A 21,895-nucleotide genomic window follows, 5' to 3' on the forward strand; every position below is an offset into this window, starting at 1 on the left:
ACGTTCACAGCCATCGGGCAGCCAAGTTATAGTCCTGGCATTGCTTGCTTCTATTACGGTACGCGTGCCAACAGGCCAAGCGCGACCACGCGAAAAGGATGGATCATGAAGTTCGAAGGTACTCCGGCCTACGTTGCCACTGACGATCTCAAGCTGGCGGTCAACGCGGCGATCACGCTGGAGCGTCCGTTGCTGGTCAAGGGTGAGCCTGGCACCGGCAAGACCATGCTGGCCGAACAACTGGCAGAGTCTTTCGGCGCACGGTTGATCACCTGGCACATCAAGTCCACCACCAAGGCGCATCAGGGCCTTTACGAATACGATGCCGTGAGCCGTCTGCGCGACTCGCAGCTGGGCGTCGACAAGGTTCACGATGTGCGCAATTATCTGAAAAAGGGCAAGCTCTGGGAAGCCTTCGAGTCCGAAGAACGGGTAATTTTGCTGATCGACGAGATCGACAAAGCCGATATCGAGTTCCCCAACGACCTGTTGCAGGAACTCGACAAGATGGAGTTCTACGTTTACGAGACCAATGAGACGATTAAGGCAAAGCAGCGCCCGATCATCATCATTACCTCCAACAACGAAAAGGAACTGCCGGACGCTTTCCTGCGCCGCTGCTTCTTCCACTACATCGCCTTCCCGGACCGCGCCACCCTGCAACGCATCGTCGATGTCCATTATCCGGACATCAAGAAAGACCTGGTCAGCGAAGCCCTGGACGTGTTCTTCGATGTGCGCAAAGTGCCAGGTCTGAAGAAGAAACCTTCGACGTCCGAACTGGTGGACTGGCTGAAGTTGTTGATGGCCGACAACATCGGCGAAGCTGTATTGCGCGAGCGCGACCCGACCAAAGCAATTCCGCCACTGGCCGGTGCGCTGGTCAAGAACGAGCAGGATGTGCACCTGTTGGAGCGTCTGGCGTTCATGAGCCGTCGCGGCAATCGTTGATCGCCTTTATCCATCCTGTTACCAAAAAGGGCGACAGCCATGCTGCTCAACCTGTTCAACGAAATGCGTGCGGCCAAGGTGCCAGTGTCCCTGCGCGAGCTTCTGGACCTGATCAACGCTCTGAAACAGCGGGTAATCTTTGCCGACATAGATGAGTTCTACTTTTTGGCGCGCACGATTCTGGTCAAGGACGAGCGTCATTTCGACAAGTTCGATCGCGCCTTCAGTGCGTATTTCAACGGTCTGGAAAAACTCGACGATCATTTGCAGGCGCTTATTCCGGAAGACTGGCTGCGCAAGGAGTTCGAGCGCTCACTGAGCGACGAAGAACGCGCACAGATCCAGTCGCTCGGCGGTCTCGACAAACTCATCGAGGCGTTCAAGAAACGTCTGGAAGAACAGAAAGAACGTCACGCCGGCGGCAACAAATGGATCGGCACCGGTGGCACCAGCCCTTTTGGTTCGGGCGGTTACAATCCGGAAGGCATCCGGGTGGGCGATGCCGGCGAACGCAAGGGCAAGGCTGTCAAGGTCTGGGATCAGCGTGAGTACAAGAACCTCGATGATCAGGTTGAACTGGGCACCCGCAACATCAAGGTCGCGCTGCGTCGTCTACGCAAATTCGCCCGCCAGGGCGCCGCAGACGAGCTGGATATCGATGGCACCATCGACCACACCGCACGCGACGCAGGCCTTCTGAACATCCAGATGCGCCCCGAGCGACGCAACACCATCAAACTGTTGCTGCTGTTCGACATCGGTGGCTCGATGGACGCACACATCAAGGTATGCGAGGAACTGTTTTCGGCATGCAAGACCGAGTTCAAGCACATGGAGTATTTCTACTTCCATAACTTCATCTATGAATCGGTGTGGAAGAACAACTTGCGCCGCGGCTCTGAGCGGACCTCCACGCAGGACCTGCTGCATAAATATGGCGCAGACTACAAAGTCATTTTCATCGGCGACGCCTCGATGGCGCCCTACGAGATTACCCAGCCTGGGGGCAGTGTCGAACACTGGAACGAAGAGCCGGGTTACGTGTGGATGCAGCGCTTCATGGCCAAGTTCAAGAAGATCATCTGGATTAACCCGTACCCCAAGGATGCTTGGGAGTACACCACTTCCACCCATGTCGTGCGCGATCTGGTTGAAGGTCAGATGTACCCGTTGACCCTGCGCGGGCTGGAAGAAGGCATGCGTTACCTGGCGAAATAACGGCACATTGACGGTTGTACGGGCCTGGCGGCCAAAGCTCGTACAACCTGTGCATCGGTTCGGCCATTTGCAGAGTCATGAGCTACGCTCACACATTCCAGACACCCCATCAGACGGACATGCGCTGATCGAGTAGACAGTTTTGCAGTAACTCCATCGTTTTGCCTGACCCGCCGTCGCCACGCAGCGGACGACTCATGAACGAAACGCTTGGCATCATGCAGCCTTATTTTTTCCCCTACATCGGCTATTTCCAGCTGATTGCGGCCGTCCAGCGCGGCATTGTCTTTGACATCGTCAAATACAAACGCAAGAGCTGGATGAACCGCAATCGGGTGCTGGACGGCAAAGGTGGCTGGCAACACATCACTGTGCCGGTGTGCGCCAGCGAGGGAACGCTGATCAAGGACGCCACGCTGACCGACCTTGCCATGACGCATCATAAAATCAGGCATCAGCTTGAGCATTACCGGCACAAAGCGCCCTACTTTCAGGAAACTCTGAACCTGATTGACCTGACTCTCGGCACACCGGCCACACACCTGTGCGATATAAATACACGCTCCCTGAAAGTGGTCTGCGATTATCTGGGCATGAATTTCGACTGGGAACGCTGTTCTACGCTGCAGCTTGATCTGCCACCGATAAAGCATGCCGGCCAATGGGCGCTGGAAATCAGCACGCTGCTGGAGGCGCGTCAGTACATCAACGCAGCCGGGGGACGCGACATATTCATCCCTGAAGAATGGCAGGAACGCGGCGTGGAACTGAGGTTTCTCGAACATGCTTCATTCAGTTATTCCACCGGGCCATACACCTTCTTCGAAAACCTCTCGATAGTCGATGTGCTGATGTGGAACGCTCCCGAAACAGTGCTCGCCTATCTGCGTAACGAAACACGGGCAGTCATATGAGCTGCCCGGCAGTGTTGTAACACCTGTCAGCGGTCAGTGACGGTCTCTCGCGAGTTGCGGCTTGCGTCGTCCGCCACTGACCACCCAGCCGAGCAGCAGAACGACGCTTTCAATCGCCAGCGCCAGTAGCAATGCAGTGATGATGCCCCAGGCGATCACTTCCGGAGCCAGCAGGACTTGCCACGTGTAACCGTTGAAGGTTTCGCGACGAATATCCGGATCGGCAGAAGTTGCCACGAAGATGGCCTTGGAGTACCAGGCCCCCTGCAGCCCAAGCCATTGGCGTTCAAGAATGTGAGTACGGGTCATCAAGGTATCGATGTTGTCTGCATCAGCACGAAAAACAGGGTCTTCACTGCTGCGATAGTGCTGAATCAGCGCCTGTATATCGCCCTTGAAGAACTGCTGCGCAGTGGCGCTATAGCCTTTGACCGCCTGTTGCGCCTCGATCAGATGCGCTTCGACACGCTTGCTGTAATCACTGATAAAGCCGGGGATCTGTACCCCGAACAACAGGCCCGCCGTGAACAGGACCAATCGCAGATAACTTCGCAGCATCAATATCCCTCTTTTCCATTTATCCGGTGTGCCTGGGTAGACACCGTTAAAGCGCTGTTGTCTCGACAGTTCCCTGAACCACGCACTCGCCTTTGCGCCAGAGACTCCACTGACCCGGCTCGTAGCGGTTCCAGTTTTCGTTCTCGGTCAACGGCTCGGTTGCGATGACGGTTACAACATCGTGTGGCGTAGTCTCTGCCTGAAAGTCGACGATCACATCGACGTCCTTCAGCCTGGCAGGACCGAACGGTGCGCGTCGTGTGATATGCGCCAGTTTGGTACTGCAAAAGCAGAACAGCCAGTCGCCGTCGCTCAACAGGCAATTGAACACGCCTTTACGACGGTATTCAGTGCAGGCCTGGATCAGCGATGGCAGTAATTCTTCGATGTCGACCGGCTCTGGAAACGCTTCACGGACACGATTGAGCAAATCACAGAATGCTGCCTCGCTGTCTGTGTCGCCGACCGGCCGATAAAACGTGACGCCAGGCTTGAAGTCCGCCAGCTGGCCGTTATGCGCAAAGCACCAGTTGCGGCCCCAGAGTTCGCGCACGAAAGGATGAGTGTTGGACAGGCTGACCTTGCCGACGTTGGCCTGACGAATATGGCCAATCACGACTTCGCTCTTGATGGGATAACGCTGCACCAACTGCGCGACTTCGGATTCGCTGCTGGCGGCGGGGTCCTGAAACAGGCGCAGGCCACGTCCTTCGTAGAACGCAATGCCCCAGCCATCGCGATGCGGGCCGGTGCGGCCGCCACGTTGCATCAGCCCGGTAAAGCTGAAAACGATATCGGTCGGGACATTGGCACTCATGCCCAGTAGTTCACACATGCTCAGGTTCTCGCTTCAAGACGTTTGCGGCGGGTCATGCGCCGCACACAGCGGCGCTGCCGGCGAAGCGGGATCTACAACCGCGGCTCTACCCGCGAGCCTCTGGCCGGAGGAAGGGGCGCAGAGGTTCTGCGGGCAAACGAGTCGTCCTCGGCAAACGGTTCGTCAGCGGGGTCTGTTTCGACCGGCTGAGCAACCGGCTGCGGTTGACGCGCCTTGCGGCTGCGTTCGATCGGCCAGCGGATCAGCACAAACAGCAGGTACGCACAGAACGCGAACATGCCATACATGGCCAGATCCGACACGGCGGCCCAGACGTTGCTGCCAACCTTGAACATAAGGTCGAGCGCGGTGATTGCGATGGCCGGAGCCATCGCATCCTTGACAGGGTCGACCATGGTCGGCGTGAACAGCAGCACCGCGACGGCCACCAGCAGCGGCTCCTTGAGATACCGCCACATCCAGCGGGTCATCAGGAACCACACCAGCAGGCAACCCAATGCGGCGAAGGCGTAGACGCTCCAGGCGATCAGATAGTCGTTTTCGGTCATGACGTCCGTGGTAAGGCAGGTAGAGAGGCGCTTATGATAACGGCTTTTGCCTGACGCGGCTTGCCTCGCTTCAGTAATCAGTTCAGCGTGTACCGATATTTTCGTTATCGATGCCTTTACAGAGAGACCAGCATGTCCTTTTCGAATGCAACCTCCAGCGCCCCGATTGCTCGCAAGGCCGACGGCTCCGATCCCTACGCCTGGCTGCAGAATCGCGACACCGACGAGGTGCTCGACTACCTCAAGGCCGAAAACGCCTGGCAGGAACAACAATTGGCGGACCAGGCCGCGCTGCGCGAAAACCTGTTTCAGGAGATCAAGGGCCGTATTCTGGAAACCGATCTGTCGCTGCCCTCCCCTTGGGGGCCGTACCTGTATTACACGCGTACCACCGAAGGCGACGAGTACGCCCGCCACTATCGCTGCCCGCGCCCGGCCGACGATTCCAACACCGTGGATGAAAGTCGCGAAGAGCTGCTGCTGGACCCTAACGCGATGGCCAATGGTGGCTTCTTCTCGCTGGGCGCGTTTAGCATCAGCCCTGACCACCAGCGCCTGGCCTATAGCCTGGACACCAGCGGCGATGAGGTCTATCAGCTGTTCGTCAAGGAACTGAGCACAGGCGAGATCAGCAGCCTGCCGTTTGAAAACTGCGACGGCAGCATGACTTGGGCCAACGACAGCCAGACACTGTTTTTCGGCGAACTGGACGACACCCATCGCCCGGGCAAGCTGCATCGCCACACACTTGGCCACGCGTCGGCAGAGTTGGTCTTCGACGAACCGGACGGCCGATTCTTCCTGCACTGCTTCCGTACCAGCTCCGAACGCCAACTGGTCATCCTGCTCAACAGCAAGACCACCAGCGAAGCCTGGGTGCTCGATGCCGACCATCCCGAGCAGGACTTCATTTGCCTCGCGCCGCGCGAGGAAGGTCACGAATATTATCCTGATCACGGCCTGCTCGATGGTGTCTGGGGCTGGTTCATCCGCAGCAATCAGAGCGGCATCAACTTCGCGCTGTATTACGCGGCAGAAAAAGCCGATGGCGTACCGGTACGCGATGACTGGCAAACGCTGGTTGCTCACGATGAGAAGGTGATGCTCGAAGGCGTCAGTCTCAACGCGAAAGGCATCAGCCTCAGCCTGCGTGAAGGCGGCTTGCCGGTCATCGAGGTGCGCCCGCAGGACCTGCCGGCTTATCGCGTGCAGCTGCCGGACGCTGCCTACAGCCTCTACGTGCAGGACACGCTCGAGTTTGACAGCGACAGAATTCGCCTTCGCTATCAGTCACTGAACCGTCCGGCACAGGTGCGCCAGCTGGCACTGGCCACCGGCGAACAAGTGGTACTCAAGGAAACCCCGGTGTTGGGCACTTTTGACGCCGACGCCTACGTCAGCCAGCGTTTGTGGGCCACGGCCAGTGACGGTACTCAGGTGCCGATCAGCCTGGTGGTCAAGCGCGAACTGGTCGGCAAGACAACCCCGCTGTACCTGTATGGCTACGGCGCCTACGGCGAAAGCCTCGACCCGTGGTTTTCCCATGCACGCCTGAGCCTGCTGGACCGTGGCGTGGCGTTTGCCATCGCCCATGTGCGCGGCGGCGGCGAACTGGGCGAGGCCTGGTATCGCAACGGCAAGCAGGAACACAAGCAGAACACCTTCGGCGACTTCATTGCCTGCGCCGAACACTTGATCGCTGCAGGGCTCACCAACGCCGAACAGTTGGTGATCAGCGGTGGCAGTGCCGGTGGCCTGCTGATCGGCGCCGTGCTCAATCAGCGCCCCGAGTTGTTCAAGGCGGCCATTGCCGACGTGCCGTTCGTGGATGTACTGAACACCATGCTCGACCCTGAACTGCCCCTGACCGTCACCGAATACGATGAATGGGGCAACCCTCAGGAACCCGACGTTTATGCACGGATAAAGGCTTACGCGCCGTACGAAAATGTCAGCGCTCAGGCCTACCCGGCCATGCTGGTGATTGCCGGTTACAACGACAGCCGTGTGCAGTACTGGGAGGCCGCCAAATGGGTCGCTCGTTTGCGCGAGCGCAAGACTGACGACAATCTGCTGCTGCTCAAGACCGAACTGGGCGCCGGGCATGGCGGCATGAGCGGTCGCTACCAAGGCCTGCGCGACGTGGCACTGGAGTATGGTTTTATCTTCAAGGTATTGCAGATTTGCGAATGAACTTGGTGTGAAACGCCTGTCTTACTAGGATCGGGGGCAGCGGAGTTGCCCCTTTGTCAGGATTATAAGACCGAACATGTCAGAACCACTGTCCAACCTGAACAACGCCATTCGCGACATGCTGCTGGATTGCGGCCTGTTCGACACACTGCTGCCCGGCGACTTCTTCACCATCGCCGGGTACTTCAGCATCACCGACATCGAGAAAGGCGAAACCATCTTTGCCGAAGGCGATGCAGGGACGTTCATGTGCATCATCCATCAGGGCGCCGTGTCCGTGCAGAAGCTTGCCAGTGATGGCCAGCAGGTGGAAATCGCAGTCTTGCGTCGCGGCCGGGCCTTTGGCGAAATGGCGGTGCTGGATGGCGAACGCCGCTCGGCCAGTTGCATTGCGTCGACCCATTGCCAATTGTTGAATCTGGGACGCGACTCGCTGGACAAGATGCTCGACGAAGCGCCGAAGATCGCCGCCAAGATCATTCGAGCCCTGGCTATCTCATTGTCCAAGCGTTTGCGCATGGTCGACGGTCAATTACTCTCCCAGCAGGTGTGAGTTTGCCCATCTGGCGCTAAACTTGCCGATATTCCGCTTTCAATGCGCACAACGCACAGGTGACACCATGAGCACGGCCAACCCTCCTTCCCAGACTGCCAAGCTGGACCGCATCCTGGCCGACGCCCAGCGCGACCGTGAAATGGGTTATCGCGACAAGGCGCTGCGCATGTACCCCCACGTCTGCGGCCGATGCGCACGTGAATTCGCCGGCAAACGCCTCAGCGAACTGACCGTGCATCACCGTGATCATAATCACGACAATAACCCGCAGGACGGCTCCAACTGGGAGCTGTTGTGCCTGTATTGCCACGATAACGAACATTCGCGTTACACCGACCAGCAATACTTCGCCGACGGCTCGCTGAGCACACCGAAAACCGCCAAGGCCACCCACAACCCGTTCGCCGCACTGGCCGGGCTGATGAAAAAAGACGAATGAATGAGGGGGCAAGCCAACGCACCCGTCACCGGGCTGACATATATCGAAGTGGGAGCTGACTTGTCAGCGAAGGCAATGGTCTGCACTCGGATACGTTCATGACTGTCCTGCCACGATAGCTCCTGCACCAGCTTCCCTCCTGACTGACCAACATCATCAGAACTGCCCCGAGCAAGCAGCCCGCATGCGGGCCTGCAATGAACAGACTGACCGGATACCCCACCATGCCCACCCGAACTTCAAGACGAACCTTTGTGAAAGGGCTTGCTGCCAGCGGCGTCCTCGGCGGCCTGGGGCTCTGGCGCAGCCCGGCATGGGCGCTCCCGAATCCTGGGCAGCCTGACGGGCTCTCCGGCACCGAGTTCGACCTGACCATCGGCGAAACCCCCGTCAATATCACCGGCAAGGCCAGGACTGCACTGACCATCAATGGCGGCATTCCGGGCCCTCTGTTGCGCTGGCGTGAAGGCGACACTGTCACCCTGAGAGTAAAAAACCGTCTCGACGAAAGCACCTCCATTCACTGGCACGGCATCATCCTGCCCGCCAACATGGATGGCGTTCCGGGGCTGAGTTTTGACGGTATCGCGCCTGATGGTCTGTACGTCTACCGCTTCAAGGTCAAACAAAACGGTACTTATTGGTATCACAGCCACTCGGGCTTTCAGGAGCAATCCGGTGTTTACGGGCCGCTGGTGATCGACGCCAAAGAACCGGAGCCGTTCAGCTACGAGCGCGAACACGTGGTCATGCTCAGTGACTGGACCGATGAAGACCCGGCCCAGGTGATGAAAAAGCTCAAGAAGCAATCGGACTACTACAACAATAACAAGCGCACCGTCGGCGACTTCATCCACGACGTCAGCGAGAAAGGCTGGAGCGCGACCACGTCCGAACGCACGATGTGGGCAAAGATGGGAATGGACCCGACCGATCTGGCAGACGTCAGCGGCGCGACCTACACCTACCTGATGAATGGCCAGGCGCCCGACATGAACTGGACCGGGCTGTTCAAAGCCGGCGAACGCATTCGCTTGCGGCTTATCAACGGCTCGTCGATGACTTATTTCGACGTACGTATCCCGGGCCTGAAAATGACCGTGGTCGCCAGCGACGGCCTTTACGTCGAGCCAGTCGTCGTCGACGAATTGCGCATCGCGGTGGCAGAAACCTTCGACGTCATCGTCGAACCGGCTGAAGGCGCTTACACGCTGTTCGCCCAGTCAATGGACCGCACAGGCTATGCCCGCGGCACGCTGACCAGTCAGCCCGGCCTGCAAGCCATCGTCCCGCCCCTGGACCCACGCCCGCTGTTGAGCATGAACGACATCGGCATGGTGGCGATGGATCACGGCAACATGAGCCATGACTCAATGCCGGGCATGGACCATGGCAACATGCCGATGCAGGCAACCCCTGCCCTGCAATCGCACCCGGACAGTGAAAGCGGCAACCCGCTGGTCGATATGCAAGCCGTGACCACCTCGCCGAAGCTTGACGATCCGGGTATCGGTCTCAGGGACAACGGGCGCAAAGTCCTGACCTATGCAGACCTGCGCAGCACGTTCCAGGACCCTGACGGCCGCGAGCCAGGCCGCACTATCGAGCTGCACCTGACCGGCCACATGGAGAAATTCGCTTGGTCGTTCAACGGCGTGAAGTTTTCCGACGCTGAACCCATTGCGCTCAAATATGGCGAACGGGTGCGCATCGTGCTGGTCAACGACACGATGATGAGCCACCCGATACACCTGCATGGCATGTGGAGCGATCTGGAAGACGAGCACGGGCAGTTCAAGGTGCGCAAACACACCATCGACATGCCGCCCGGCTCACGTCGCACTTATCGCGTCACCGCTGATGCTCTCGGCCGTTGGGCCTATCACTGTCACATGCTGTATCACATGGAAATGGGTATGTTCCGCGAAGTGCGGGTGGAAGAATGAGGATTTCAAGGTTGAATGGATCGCGCAATTTGCTTCGCCTGCCAGCCCTGCTGTTGACCACAGGTCTGGTCATGGCCCCTTGGGCGCCAGCACTGGCGGCCGAGATGGAAGGTATGGATCACGGCAGCCACTCGATGCCGATGGACGCCGCAGACAGCGATAACGGCAACGCTGCAACGCAAAGCAGAACGCCGATCCCGCCCGTCACCGATGCCGATCGTGCTGCTGTCTACACCAGCCATGCAGGCCATCAGATTTACGACAACACCATCAACAGTTACTTTCTGGCCGACAAGCTGGAGTGGCAGGACGCCAACGATGGCAGTGCGCTGGCCTGGGACCTGTCCGGCTGGATCGGCGGCGATATCAACCGTCTGCTGTTGCGCTCCGAAGGCGAGCGAACCAACGGCAAGACCGAAGAGGCGGAAGTCCAGGCGCTCTGGGGCCACTCGGTCAGTTCGTCGTGGGACGTAGCGGCTGGCGCACGTCAGGACTTCAAACCTGGCGCCCCGCAAACCTGGGCAGCCTTCGGCCTGCAAGGCCAGGCGATTTCGGATCTTGACGTCGAAGCGACTGCCTTTATAGGCGAGGCCGGGCAGACCTCCGCGCGTCTGGAAACCGACTACGACCTGTTGCTGACCAATAATCTGGTGCTGCAACCCACTGCTGAACTGAATTTCTTCGGCAAGAACGATCCGCAACGCGGCAACGGCTCAGGCCTCTCGACAAGCGAATTGGGCCTGAGGCTGCGCTATGAAGTCACCCCCCAATTCGCTCCGTATGTGGGCGTGACCTGGGAACGGTCCTACGGCAATACCGCCGACTTCGCCCGCGAAGAAGGCGACGATGTTGCCGAAGCACGGCTGGTGGCGGGCCTGCGCGTATGGTTCTGAGCCGCGGAAATGCAAATGGCATTGCCGCAACCCTGCCGTATAATCCCCGGTTTTCTACAGAGCACCCTCCCCGTGGCCAACAAACGGTATGCCTGCATCGGTCTTTACAACCCCAAGTCCCCGGAAAACGTCGGTTCGGTCATGCGGGCGGCGGGCTGTTACGGCGTCGCGTCGGTGTTCTATACAGGCAAGCGCTATGAGCGCGCCCGGGACTTCATCACCGACACCAAGAAGATCCATCAGGACATTCCACTGATCGGTATCGAAGACCTCAAGAGCATCCTGCCACTGGGCTGTATTCCGGTTGCTGTCGAATTGGTGGAAGGCGCCCGTGCGTTGCCCGAATACACGCATCCTGATCGGGCGCTGTATATCTTCGGCCCGGAAGACGGCTCGCTGGATCAGGACATACGAGACTGGTGCGAAGACGTGGTCTATATCCCGACCGAGGGCTGCATGAACCTGGCGGCCACCGTCAACGTCGTGCTCTACGATCGCATGGCCAAAGGCATCAATACGCGCTCGGGTCCGCAATTTGGTCGGGAAAAAATTGATCCGTCGAGCGACCACTGACACAAAAGCATTGAACCTGTGTTGTCAGCGGGCAGTCAGTTTCTCTGAACCGAGCTCCAACAGACTACCTCCGCACCACAACCTCATGGAGAGCCATCATGCGCGACACCCCGATCATCGAACGCATTGACACACCTGAATTGCTCAAGCAAAAACCCGCTCAGAACGTTAACGGCTGGGAACGTATCGGCTCGCTGGCCGGCGGCGTGCTGATCATGGGCAAAGGCGTCCGCCGTGGCGGTTTTCTGGGCCTCATCCAGCTGGCCATCGGTGGCGCAGCGCTGGCTCGCGGCATCAGCGGTCATTGCGCCGCCAAGACGCTGATGGAAAAAGGCCGTAGCGATCTGCAAAGCGCCCGTTCGAGCATCGAACGTGCCGGCGCCGAGTTGAACAACCTGAAAGACGACGCTGAAAATGCCGTCAAGGATGCCGCGGCCAAAAGCGTTGATGCGCTGACCGAGCCAAAGCCGGTCGTTTAAGCTAAGCGTTCAACCTGCGCGAAATATCAGGTAATCCTCCCAGTCGTCTTCGGCCACCGTGCTCTCACTGAGCATGCGGCCGGACTGGGAGATACGCTCATGATGCACAGCAGTGCGATCACCGCACACCAGATGGTGCCAAAGCGGCAAATCCTTCCCCTCGCTGACCAGACGATAGCCACAGGTCGGCGGCAGCCATTTGAACTCGTCAGCCTGACCCGGCGTCAGCTGAATGCAGTCCGGCACCGACGCCTTTCGGTTCGGATAGTCGGAACACTGACAGGTCTTGAGGTCCAGCAGCTTGCAGGCAATCCGCGTGTAATAAACGCTGTTGTCCTCTTCATCTTCGAGTTTTTGCAGGCAGCACAAACCGCAGCCGTCACAGAGTGATTCCCACTCTTGCATATCGAGCTGGTCGAGGGTCTTGCGAATCCAGAACGGTTCAACTTTAGCGGCCATGAGTCGAGCAACGGTATCGATAATGAAAAGGCCGCCAGTCTAGAGGTACACGGGGTGCGGGCCAAGCACTTGCGACTGTCGGTAGCCGGGACTTGTCAGCCAGAAAGCAAAACAGTAGCGTTAGCGCGTTTTCAGCGCGTTCGGACGATGCCTGCCGACCACGGCCCATCCAGCCACGCTCGTTTCCCAACCTTTAGTGTTATCAAGGATTCTCATGAGCACAAACCCTCGCATCGCTGACCACCCTATCGCCCCTCAATTCACCGAACGCTGGTCGCCCCGCGCGTTCAGCGGTGAAGGCATTGAGCAGGAAACGCTGCTGAGCTTTTTCGAAGCCGCGCGCTGGGCGCCTTCTGCCTACAACTCGCAACCCTGGCGTTTTCTGTATGCGCGCCGTGACACACCGAACTGGGAGCGCTACCTGGGTCTGCTGAACGAGTTCAACCGCAGCTGGGCGCAACATGCTGCTGCCTTGGTGATCGTGATTTCCAAAACTACCTTCACCGCGCCCGGCGCAACGGAAGAAAGCCCGGCCCTGTGGCACACATTCGATACCGGTTCGGCGTGGGGTTACCTGGCGCTGCAAGCCAGTCTTGACGGCTGGCACACCCACGGCATGGCCGGTTTCGATCAGGACCTGACGCGCAAGACGCTGAATATTCCCGAAGGCTACGCGGTGCATGCTGCCATCGCGATCGGCAAGCTGGGTGATAAGTCGACACTGCCGGAATACCTGCAAGGTCGCGAATTACCCAGCCCGCGCAAACCGTTGGCAGAACTCGCAGCTGAAGGTGATTTTTCGCTGTAACCGTTTTTTTGCCCGGACTGAAACAGAAAGGCCGACGCCTTGGGCGTCGGCCCTCCAGCGGTCAACTCAATAGCCGCGCGAGAAATCCACTTCCCCGCGCAAGGCCTCCCCGGCCTGAAAGGCTTTCAGGTTATGCACGAACAGCTCGGTCATGGCTACCGGCGATGTCGGCGCCGAGCTGTGCCCGGTCAACAGCAGACCGTAGGCGGTCCAGAACGGATGGCGCTGCGGCAGCGGCTCCTGACGACAGACGTCAATCACTGCGCCCGCCAGATGCCCTACCCTCAATGCCTCGACCAGATCTGCGTCAACCACCGAAATGCCACGCCCGACGTTGATGAACAACGCCGTGGGCTTGAAGCTGGCAAACAGCTTCGCGTCGTAAAGATCATGAGTCTCGGGCGTGTTGGGCAGCAGATTGATGACGTAATCCACCTCACCGACCAGGCGTCCGATGTCCGCCAGAGCGGCCACCTCAACGAACGGCTCCTGGGTGCGTGCAGTAGATGCCACGCCATAGACCTGTACGCCGAAGGGCAGCAGGAACTCCGCGACGCGCTGGCCGATATCACCGGCTCCGACGATCAACGCCTTGCGGCCCGCCAGACTTTGCCCGGTGCGGTTGTCCCACTTGCGCTCGACCTGGCTCATCAATCGCGCCAGCACCTCACGTTCGTGGCCAAGCATGTAGGTCAACACGAATTCGGCCATGACCTGACCGAAAATGCCCACCGCGCGGGTCAGGCGATAATCCCGCGACAGGCCGCCCATCAACAGCGGGTTAATACCCGCCCAGGTAGATTGCAGCCACTGAGGCTTGTGGCCTTGACGCAACAGGTTGGCCATCAGGTCCGGCTGCCCCAGCCAGACCGGGCAATCGCTGGCCATCCGCGACAGCTCGGCAGAGTCACCGCTGCTCAAGACGTCCAGTTCAGGCACAGCCTTGCGCAACAATTGGGTATAAACGGGGTAGTCGTGCTCGGCAATCAGAACGCGCATGTTTCAAAAACCTTAAAAACAGGACAGGCAACCCACAACCGATGTGGACCGCTTTTACGACACGATTTACAACCGCAGCAACAATCACATGGGATCGTTGCGGCGCAGCAGCTCTTCGGGTAAATGCTCGATGTACTCGTCTTCAGCCGGCGGCATCTGCAGGTGATAGCCCTGACTGTCGAGATTCGACAACACCAGATTGATGTCTTCACGCGCCAGCGCCCGCTCCGGGCTCAACACCAGATCAAAGGCATGCACCGGCTTGCCGAACGCCACCAGCAATTCTGGTGGCACACGCTTGAGGACATCGCTCTTGAGCACGTAAAGGTACATTTCGTTCTTTTTCGGGCTGCGATAAATCGAGCAGATACGCTTCAAGACTGTTCTCCAGGGGTTGCCAGGCTGTCGAGCAGCGCCTGACCCATCAATTCGCGACGCCAGCCACGCAACGAATCGGGCAATTGGTAAGGACCGTCGGGGTAACCGCTCTTGAGCAGGGCTTCGAGGGTCTTCTTGCGCAGCATCAGCTCGGGCGCCATGTCCATTTTCTCGGCGTACTGCTGACCGATCGCACGCAGGCGTTTGATCGAACCGGCAGCGTCTACCGGAAGCGGCTCGGGCAGCGCAGGCGGCCATTGTTCCGGCGGCAGGCTACTCGCCGTCTTGATCAGTTCGAGAAGGAACTCGCCATCATGACGAACAGTGCGCGGGTGCATGTCTTCGATACGGGCCAGCGCGCCGAGGTTGTCCGGCTGCGTTTTTGCCAGCGGCCAGAGCGAGTGCTCGCGCACGATGCGATTACGCGGCAGGTTGCGCGCGCGCGCCTCACGCTCACGCCAGGCACACAATTCGCGCAGCACCGCCAGTTGGGCACGCGACAGTTTCCAGGCCAGTTTGGCATCCCTGTAGACCTCGTAAGGGTCAACTTCACGGCGCAGATTGGCGACCAGTTCGGCACCGTCGTCCAGCAACCAGGCGTATTTGTCATCGGACAAACGCGGGCGCAGGATGGCAAACAGCTCGGCAAGGTGTACTGCATCTTCGGCGGCATAGCTGATCTGCGTCTCCGACAGCGGGCGTTGCAGCCAGTCAGAGCGGGTTTCGCCCTTGGGCAGGTCGATGTCGAGCACCTCCTGCACCAGTCGCGAATAGCCCATGGAAAAACCGAGGTTCAGGTAAGCAGCTGCCAACTGAGTATCGAACAGCGGAACCGGCAGGCTGCCAGTCAGGCGCAGCAAGACTTCGAGGTCTTCGCTGCACGCATGAACGACTTTGATCACGTCGGGATTTTCAAGCAACGCAGACAGGGGCCGCCAGTCATTGATCAGCAGCGGATCAATCAACCACGCGCTTTTTCCGTCGCCTATCTGCAGCAACGCGGCTATCGGGTAAAACGTATCGACCCGCATGAACTCGGTGTCGAGCGCGACAAACGGCAGCGACTGCCATTGTGCGCAATACAGGGCGAGGCTGTCGTCGTCGCGAATCCAGTGAATATCGATGGCCACATGGCTCTCCCTTCAACAATGGCGCGCAGTATATATCGTCATCGAAGAATATCGCGCGTCTGTCGTCCGAGTCTGGCCGTTCTTCATGCAAATGACTGACAGGAACGGCGACGCGTGTCCCGAATACCGACTGCCCCTGGCGCCCACGCTTCACTCGGCGGCGCCAGGCACACTGGACGCCTGGTCAGTTGCTCTAGCCTCACTCCGACAGTTGGCAAACATATCCAGCGCCGGGTTATAGACCTTGGTGTCCACTTTCAGCAAACCCAGCATCGAGTGAAACAGATTGTCCTGGCTCAACGGGGAATTGCGCTCTTTTGCCAGGCATTCAGGGCTTACCGCAAAGGACTTCTGATACGCATCGGACAACCAGATCAGCAAAGGCACATGTTTTTGCTGGTCAGGGGCCAATACATAGGGTGTGCCGTGCAAGAACAGGTTGTATTCACCGAGTGATTCACCATGGTCCGACAGATACACCATGGCGGTATCGACCTTGTTCTGATTCTTGCGCAACAGATCGATCAGGCTGGACAGCACGTGATCGGTATACAGCAGCGTGTTGTCATAGGCATTCACGATCGTGTCGCGGCTGCAGTTGTTCAGCGCATTGCTTTCACACACAGGGGTGAAGGTTTCAAACTCTTTTGGGTAGCGCTTGTAGTATTCAGGGCCGTGACTGCCCATCTGGTGCAGAACCAGAACCGTGTCCTTGTCGAGGTTGTCGATAAAGCCCTGCAGGCCTTGCAGCAGAATTTCATCGCGGCACTCGTGGGACGTACACAACTGCGGGTCTTTGAGGTTGCTGACATCCTGGAATGTCACGCGATCACACGTGCCTTTGCAGCCTGCCTGATTGTCGCGCCACACGACGTTAATGCCCACGCGCTTAAGCACATCCAGCAAGCCTTCCTGATTGCGCGCCACGGTGGCGTTGTAATCCTTGCGGCCCATGTTGGAAAACATGCATGGCACCGAAACTGCAGTTTCAGTACCGCAGGAATAAACATCGGTGAACGCCACCAAACCACTCTCTTTGTTCAGGTTCGGTGTGGTGTTGCGACCATAGCCCAGTATGCCGAAGTTCTCGGCCCGGGCACTTTCGCCGACCACCAGCACCGTCAGGGATTTACGGCTATGCGTCGCCCAGTCCGACGAGCGCTTGGCGTCCTCGCCGATCTTGACGAACGGTCGCTGGGCAGAGACGACCTGCTCACGCAGATAACCCACCGAAGCACCGATGTAATTGCTCGGCACGACCATCAGACGCAGTTCGTGATGGTTGCGAAACAACGAAGACAGGCCTTGATAGTTAGCCAGCGCCGCTGCGCCGATGACAACGCTGCAGACCACAGCCACCACCAGCTTGCTGAACAGCTCGCGGTGCCAGGGACGATAGCCAACAGGCGTTTTCCACAGTATCAGCGAAGGCAGTACGCCTAATAACGCGATGTACAACACCAGCTTCAGGGACAGCAACCCTTGCACTTCCGTCACGTTGGTTTCGGCAAAGTTACGGAACATGCCTGCGTCGATCATGACCCCGTATTCGGTCATGAAATAGACCACACCGGCACTGACCATAAACAGAAAGATCAACACCGGTTTAAACACTGCACGGAATGCAATCAGCGTCAGTGCGATATTGAACACACAGAAAATCATCAATCCAAATGCAACGCGCATGGCAATGCCTTTGGCATCGGAACTCGTAATCGCAAACAGGTGTTGCCAAAGATTGAGATTGAAACCGAATAAAAGAAAGCCACTGGCAAGCAAGGTTACAAACTCTGGACGAACAGTTCTGGGTGTCGGCATTGTGGTCTGCTTATCTAATTAATGTGCATCGGGCATAGCAGGAACCAGGCAACTCCCCGATGGCGCGGACTGTAGGCAGCGCCTCATCAATTTTATGTGAAAAAGATGAGACGATTGGGTTGAATGAAGGTTATTTCACAGGAAAGCATCACGGCGCACGCTTTGCCCCTCGTATTCACAAGAACGCCCCTGCAAGCAGGTTTGCAGAGGCGTCACGGTTCAAGCGGCGCCCGGTCAGACCGAACGGCGTCGATAGGCGCGATAACCCGGCAGCCAGAAATTGCGTTCAATGGCTTCCAGCAACGCTTCCTCCGAGGTATCCAGTGCAAGCCCTTCAGCCTGGGCCTCTCTGGCGACTGCCAGCGCGATCTTGCGGCTGACCTGCTGGATTTCCTTGAGCGGTGGCAAGACCGCATCGCCCTGCCCCGTGACCATCGGCGAACACTCGGCCAGCGCATTTGACGCGGCCATCAGCATGCGGTCGGTAATGCGCGATGCCTTGCAAGCGACCACGCCAAGGCCGATGCCCGGAAAGATATAAGAGTTGTTGCACTGCGCGATGTGAACGGTACGGCCGTTTATCTCGACCGGCGCAAACGGACTGCCAGTCGCAACCAGCGCGTTGCCGTCAGTCCAGCGCAGAATCTCTTCCGGCGTAGCCTCGACTTTCGAGGTCGGGTTCGACAGCGGCATCACCAGTGGTTTGGCGCAGTGCTTGTGCAGCTCACGCACTACCTGCTCGGTGAACAGGCCGCGCTGCCCGGACACGCCGATCAATACGGTGGCACCGGCGTGCGTCACCACGTCGAGTAGCTGAGGAAAGTCTTCCGTACCTGCCGTCCAGCCAGCGACATCAGCAGTTTTTTGCGCCAGACGTTGCTGGAAGTCCAGCAAGTTACCCATGCCTTCAGTCAGCAGACCGAAGCGGTCAACCATGAATATTCGCTTGCGCGCCTCGCTTTCGCTGAGGCCTTCGATGCGCATCGCAGCGATGATGTGCTCGGCAATCCCGCAACCCGCAGACCCTGCGCCGACAAAGACCACTTTCTGCTGGCCAAGGGTTTCATTCTTGGCCTTGCAGGCCGCCAGCAACGTGCCCACGGCAACCGAAGCGGTGCCCTGAATGTCGTCGTTGAAGCAACACAGCTCGTCCCGGTACTTCTCAAGCAGCGGCATGGCGTTGGACTGGGCGAAATCCTCGAACTGCAACAGCACGTCCGGCCAGCGACGTTGAACCGCATCGATGAACAGCGCAATGAAGTCTTCGTATTCCTTGCCCGACACCCGCTCGTGACGCCAGCCCATGTACATCGGGTCGTCCAGCAGCTCGCGGTTGTTAGTCCCGACGTCCAGCACGATCGGCAGCGTATAGGCCGGGCTGATCCCGCCACACGCGGTGTACAGCGACAGCTTGCCGATCGGAATCCCCATGCCGCCGATACCCTGGTCGCCAAGGCCGAGAATTCGCTCGCTGTCGGTCACCACAATGATCTTGATACGGTCCTTGGTGGCACTGCGCAGGATGTCATCGATGCGGTCGCGCTCAGGATAGGAAATGAACAGGCCGCGATGCGTGCGGTAAATCTTGGAGAACTCCTGACACGCCTGCCCCACTGTCGGCGTGTAGATGATCGGCAGCATCTCGTCCAGATGCGAATCCAGCAGGCGGAAAAACAGGGTCTCGTTATTGTCCTGAATCGAACGCAGGTAAATATGCTTGTCCAGGTCGCTAGCGCACTGTTTGTACTGGCTGTAAACCCGGGTGACCTGCTCTTCGATGGTTTCGACGTTCTGCGGCAGCAGCCCGATCAAATTGAATTCAACCCGCTCTTGCGGGGTAAAGGCGCTGCCTTTGTTCAGCAGCGGCATCTCCAGCAGCGAGGGACCTGCGTAGGAAATGTATAAAGGTCGCGAAGTCTTGGTCATTTTCTCTAGTCGCCTTTTTCGTCTACTCATTAATTCTGTACGTCGACCGAGGCGGGCAGCCTGGCTCATTTCTTGTTATTTTTTCTTGTCGCCAGTTCTCATCAGGCCATGCCGAAAACATTCGGCGCGTGGGTCAGGTGGCACATATTACTCGCCCACAGAACGGTTGCGGCATTTTGTCGCGCACAGAGCAGCCCAATGAAGCCATTCGCCGCGCAGCGCTCTGCTGCCAATCAGCGCCAAAAGCGCTTTGGCAAAGTGTGCCGAAAGGGGGTGAGAAGCCCCGACGATTGTCGGGGCCTGTAGACGTCAGGACACTTCAGTTTTCTCGGCAATCAGCCCGATGGTAAACCCGTCGACCGCTGAAATCCGGCCACGCCACAGAACACCAGCCTCACAGATCGGGTTACCGTCAGTGGAAAAAGTCTGGCAATCCTTCAGGTGGATGAAATGGAAAGCCGGCGTGTCTTCCGACGATTCGCCCGGCTTGAAAGACAGGATCATTTCTTTCATCGACGCATCAGTGCCATTGGCAAACTGAGAGAACGGCGCCGAAATATCCTCAGCCAGCTGCTCAAAATAGGTGTCGTGAGAAATCAGATGCCCGGAAACCAGATTTCCGCCTACCGATAGCGTCACGCCCATCTCCACCTTGGTGTTCGCCACGAACTTGACCAGCCACTGCAACAACCAGTCAATCTGTTTGCCCTGCCACTTGAACTGGGCGATCACGTCATCGTGACTCTGGCCGGGGGAAGGCTGCGCCCTTTGTACCTGATCTGCGTCCGACATCTGATAGCTCCTCGCCTCACAAAACGTTGAACCCAAGGTATAGATCAGATCGGGCGAAAGGGAAACCGGGGACAGGTGATTAGTGGATATTGGCAGCTTGAAAGGTTCGATCCGGGTAACCACTGACTTCGGCTCACTACCGAATGTAACGCGCCCAAGCGGACAGGCAAGGACAGGGCAAGTACGAACAGCATCGTCCTGGTGCGTGACCTGATCAGACAGAAAGGCGTGCTTCATGAACCGTCAGAGGAGCATGGTCGCTCCTCTGAGTAAAAACTGACTAAATGCTCAGTCGGCACTGCCTGTAAGCAATGTTTTTGTCGCCGCCACAACATCTTCTTTGCGCATCAGGCTTTCACCAACCAGATAGGTAGTGATGCCGGCCTTTTTAAGGCGAAGGCAGTCGTTATGGTTGGCAATCCCGCTTTCACCGACCAGAAGCTTGCCTGCGGGAACCATCGATGCCAGGCGCTCGCTCACGCCAAGGTCTACTTCGAAGGTATGCAGGTTGCGATTATTGACGCCCACCAGTGGCGAAGACAACTTGAGCGCACGCTCCATTTCACTTTCATCATGCACTTCCACCAGCACGTCCATCCCGAGCGTCATGGCCACGGCTTCAAGTTCAGCAGCCATGTCGTCAGTCAATGAAGCCATGATCAGCAATATGCAATCCGCGCCCCACGCACGCGCTTCATAGACCTGGTAAGTGTCGAACATGAAGTCTTTGCGCAACACAGGGAGGCTGCAGGCGTTTCGCGCATCAATGAGAAACTGTGGGGACCCCTGAAAGCTTGGGGTGTCTGTCAGAACGGATAGACAGGCGGCCCCACCCGTTTCATAGGCCTGAGCCAGCGCAGGGGGATTGAAGTCTTCACGGATCAGACCTTTTGACGGGCTGGCTTTTTTAATTTCTGCGATTAACCCCAACAAGCCCTGCTGCTCTTTCGCTTTCAGTGCATTATAAAAGCCCCGAGGACCTGGCTGGTCGGCGGCATGTTGCTTGATGACGTTCAACGGCAACTTGGCTTTTGCCGCCTCAATCTCTTGAAGTTTATAATGTTTTATCTTGTTCAGAATATCACTCATTGCAGCTCCTCATATTTTAGCGGGGTATCTATCAGATCAAGCCCTGTAGTGCCACTGGGCCATCGCTTTCACGTTTGGCGCTTCAGCCGTTAGAGCACGAGTGTAATCACCGACTGACAGGAAAAAATTAAAATTAATTAATTAAACTCCACCTGTCAACGCTATTGATTATGTTATGTGCGTCGGGCATGGTCGATAGGTAGCTTATAAAGTGCCATCATCGCTACCCATAGAAAAAGTCTGTTTTTTCATGTTTTTTTTCAGTCTGCAAGCGAAAATTTAACGTCCTGAGTGGTCAGCATGAGCAGATCGGTTCCATAGGGAGAGCCTGCGGAAATCAACATCCCCGTGAGCAGGGCTACCGATAGATCACGCCAGGCACTGCTGAAG

General features: G+C 57.8%; 22 protein-coding genes. 11 read left to right on the plus strand and 11 right to left on the minus strand.

Annotated elements, in window-relative coordinates; translation table 11 throughout:
* Positions 1–105 precede the first annotated feature (105 nt).
* The 3 genes from POR16_RS16830 to POR16_RS16840 all read left to right on the plus strand — a co-directional run bounded on the left by POR16_RS16830 (position 106) and on the right by POR16_RS16840 (position 3,083).
* Positions 106–951, plus strand: coding sequence for an AAA family ATPase (locus POR16_RS16830; protein WP_005892136.1), 846 nt, complete (start codon positions 106–108; stop codon positions 949–951).
* Between the two features lie 39 nt (positions 952–990).
* Entirely contained in the window at positions 991–2,169 is a 1,179-nt protein-coding gene (locus tag POR16_RS16835; RefSeq protein WP_005892135.1) for a vWA domain-containing protein, read from the plus strand.
* Positions 2,170–2,366: 197 nt separating this feature from the next.
* Positions 2,367–3,083, plus strand: coding sequence for a WbqC family protein (locus tag POR16_RS16840; protein WP_005892133.1), 717 nt, complete (start codon positions 2,367–2,369; stop codon positions 3,081–3,083).
* 33 nt (positions 3,084–3,116) lie between these two features.
* On the opposite strand, the gene POR16_RS16845 is transcribed toward POR16_RS16840, so the two are convergent.
* From POR16_RS16845 to POR16_RS16855, 3 genes are all read right to left on the minus strand, one after another.
* Positions 3,117–3,641, minus strand: a complete 525-nt coding sequence (locus tag POR16_RS16845; protein WP_024689925.1) for a DUF2937 family protein — start codon at positions 3,639–3,641, stop codon at positions 3,117–3,119.
* Between the two features lie 46 nt (positions 3,642–3,687).
* The gene (locus POR16_RS16850; RefSeq protein WP_005892130.1) at positions 3,688–4,476 is read right to left on the minus strand and encodes a class II glutamine amidotransferase; all 789 of its coding nucleotides are present in this window, start codon (positions 4,474–4,476) and stop codon (positions 3,688–3,690) included.
* 74 nt (positions 4,477–4,550) lie between these two features.
* The gene (locus POR16_RS16855; RefSeq protein ID WP_005892128.1) at positions 4,551–5,027 is read right to left on the minus strand and encodes a hypothetical protein; all 477 of its coding nucleotides are present in this window, start codon (positions 5,025–5,027) and stop codon (positions 4,551–4,553) included.
* 132 nt (positions 5,028–5,159) lie between these two features.
* On the opposite strand from POR16_RS16855, the gene POR16_RS16860 reads away from it, so the two are divergent.
* The 7 genes from POR16_RS16860 (at position 5,160) to POR16_RS16890 (ending at position 12,106) form a co-directional block, all read left to right on the plus strand.
* On the plus strand, positions 5,160–7,220 hold the full coding sequence (locus POR16_RS16860; RefSeq protein WP_005892127.1) for a S9 family peptidase: 2,061 nt from the start codon (positions 5,160–5,162) through the stop codon (positions 7,218–7,220).
* 76 nt (positions 7,221–7,296) lie between these two features.
* Entirely contained in the window at positions 7,297–7,773 is a 477-nt protein-coding gene (locus tag POR16_RS16865; RefSeq protein WP_005892125.1) for a cyclic nucleotide-binding domain-containing protein, read from the plus strand.
* A gap of 67 nt (positions 7,774–7,840) precedes the next feature.
* Positions 7,841–8,215: a YajD family HNH nuclease gene (locus tag POR16_RS16870; protein WP_005892123.1), complete on the plus strand. Its 375-nt coding sequence runs from the start codon at positions 7,841–7,843 to the stop codon at positions 8,213–8,215.
* A gap of 224 nt (positions 8,216–8,439) precedes the next feature.
* A complete protein-coding gene (locus POR16_RS16875) occupies positions 8,440–10,161 on the plus strand; it encodes a copper resistance system multicopper oxidase (protein WP_042932392.1) in 1,722 nt (573 codons plus the stop codon).
* 11 nt (positions 10,162–10,172) lie between these two features.
* Positions 10,173–11,054 carry a copper resistance protein B gene (locus POR16_RS16880; RefSeq protein WP_005892119.1) on the plus strand — a complete coding sequence of 294 codons (882 nt, stop codon included), beginning with the start codon at positions 10,173–10,175 and terminating at the stop codon, positions 11,052–11,054.
* 72 nt (positions 11,055–11,126) lie between these two features.
* Positions 11,127–11,627, plus strand: coding sequence for an RNA methyltransferase (locus POR16_RS16885; RefSeq protein WP_024669488.1), 501 nt, complete (start codon positions 11,127–11,129; stop codon positions 11,625–11,627).
* 98 nt (positions 11,628–11,725) lie between these two features.
* A complete protein-coding gene (locus POR16_RS16890; RefSeq protein WP_005892113.1) occupies positions 11,726–12,106 on the plus strand; it encodes a YgaP family membrane protein in 381 nt (126 codons plus the stop codon).
* Between the two features lie 9 nt (positions 12,107–12,115).
* Here POR16_RS16890 and POR16_RS16895 read toward each other — a convergent pair whose 3' ends face one another.
* Entirely contained in the window at positions 12,116–12,565 is a 450-nt protein-coding gene (locus POR16_RS16895; protein WP_005892111.1) for a YcgN family cysteine cluster protein, read from the minus strand.
* 214 nt (positions 12,566–12,779) lie between these two features.
* Between POR16_RS16895 and POR16_RS16900 the strand changes: the two genes are divergently transcribed.
* The gene (locus POR16_RS16900; protein WP_005892109.1) at positions 12,780–13,373 is read left to right on the plus strand and encodes a nitroreductase family protein; all 594 of its coding nucleotides are present in this window, start codon (positions 12,780–12,782) and stop codon (positions 13,371–13,373) included.
* A 66-nt stretch (positions 13,374–13,439) separates the two neighbouring features.
* On the opposite strand, the gene POR16_RS16905 is transcribed toward POR16_RS16900, so the two are convergent.
* The 7 genes from POR16_RS16905 to trpC form a co-directional block, all read right to left on the minus strand.
* On the minus strand, positions 13,440–14,372 hold the full coding sequence (locus tag POR16_RS16905; RefSeq protein ID WP_024669485.1) for a D-2-hydroxyacid dehydrogenase: 933 nt from the start codon (positions 14,370–14,372) through the stop codon (positions 13,440–13,442).
* Between the two features lie 84 nt (positions 14,373–14,456).
* Entirely contained in the window at positions 14,457–14,750 is a 294-nt protein-coding gene (locus tag POR16_RS16910; RefSeq protein ID WP_005892105.1) for a YcgL domain-containing protein, read from the minus strand.
* Complete coding sequence (gene rnd, locus POR16_RS16915; RefSeq protein ID WP_005892103.1) at positions 14,747–15,880, minus strand: ribonuclease D; 1,134 nt, start codon at positions 15,878–15,880, stop codon at positions 14,747–14,749. The genes POR16_RS16910 and rnd overlap by 4 nt, the downstream gene beginning before the upstream one ends.
* A 150-nt stretch (positions 15,881–16,030) precedes the next feature.
* Entirely contained in the window at positions 16,031–17,698 is a 1,668-nt protein-coding gene (locus POR16_RS16920) for a phosphoethanolamine transferase (RefSeq protein WP_005892102.1), read from the minus strand.
* 234 nt (positions 17,699–17,932) lie between these two features.
* Positions 17,933–19,624 carry an NAD-dependent malic enzyme gene (locus POR16_RS16925; RefSeq protein WP_024669483.1) on the minus strand — a complete coding sequence of 564 codons (1,692 nt, stop codon included), beginning with the start codon at positions 19,622–19,624 and terminating at the stop codon, positions 17,933–17,935.
* A gap of 309 nt (positions 19,625–19,933) precedes the next feature.
* A complete protein-coding gene (gene gvpU, locus POR16_RS16930) occupies positions 19,934–20,416 on the minus strand; it encodes a gas vesicle accessory protein GvpU (protein WP_024669482.1) in 483 nt (160 codons plus the stop codon).
* A gap of 288 nt (positions 20,417–20,704) precedes the next feature.
* Positions 20,705–21,505 (minus strand): indole-3-glycerol phosphate synthase TrpC, encoded by an 801-nt coding sequence (gene trpC / locus POR16_RS16935; RefSeq protein ID WP_005892095.1) that lies wholly within the window; start codon positions 21,503–21,505, stop codon positions 20,705–20,707.
* Positions 21,506–21,895: the final 390 nt, after the last annotated feature.

It is taken from the genome of Pseudomonas coronafaciens pv. oryzae str. 1_6 (assembly GCF_000156995.2).
In the GTDB taxonomy this organism is placed as follows: domain Bacteria; phylum Pseudomonadota; class Gammaproteobacteria; order Pseudomonadales; family Pseudomonadaceae; genus Aquipseudomonas; species Aquipseudomonas tremae.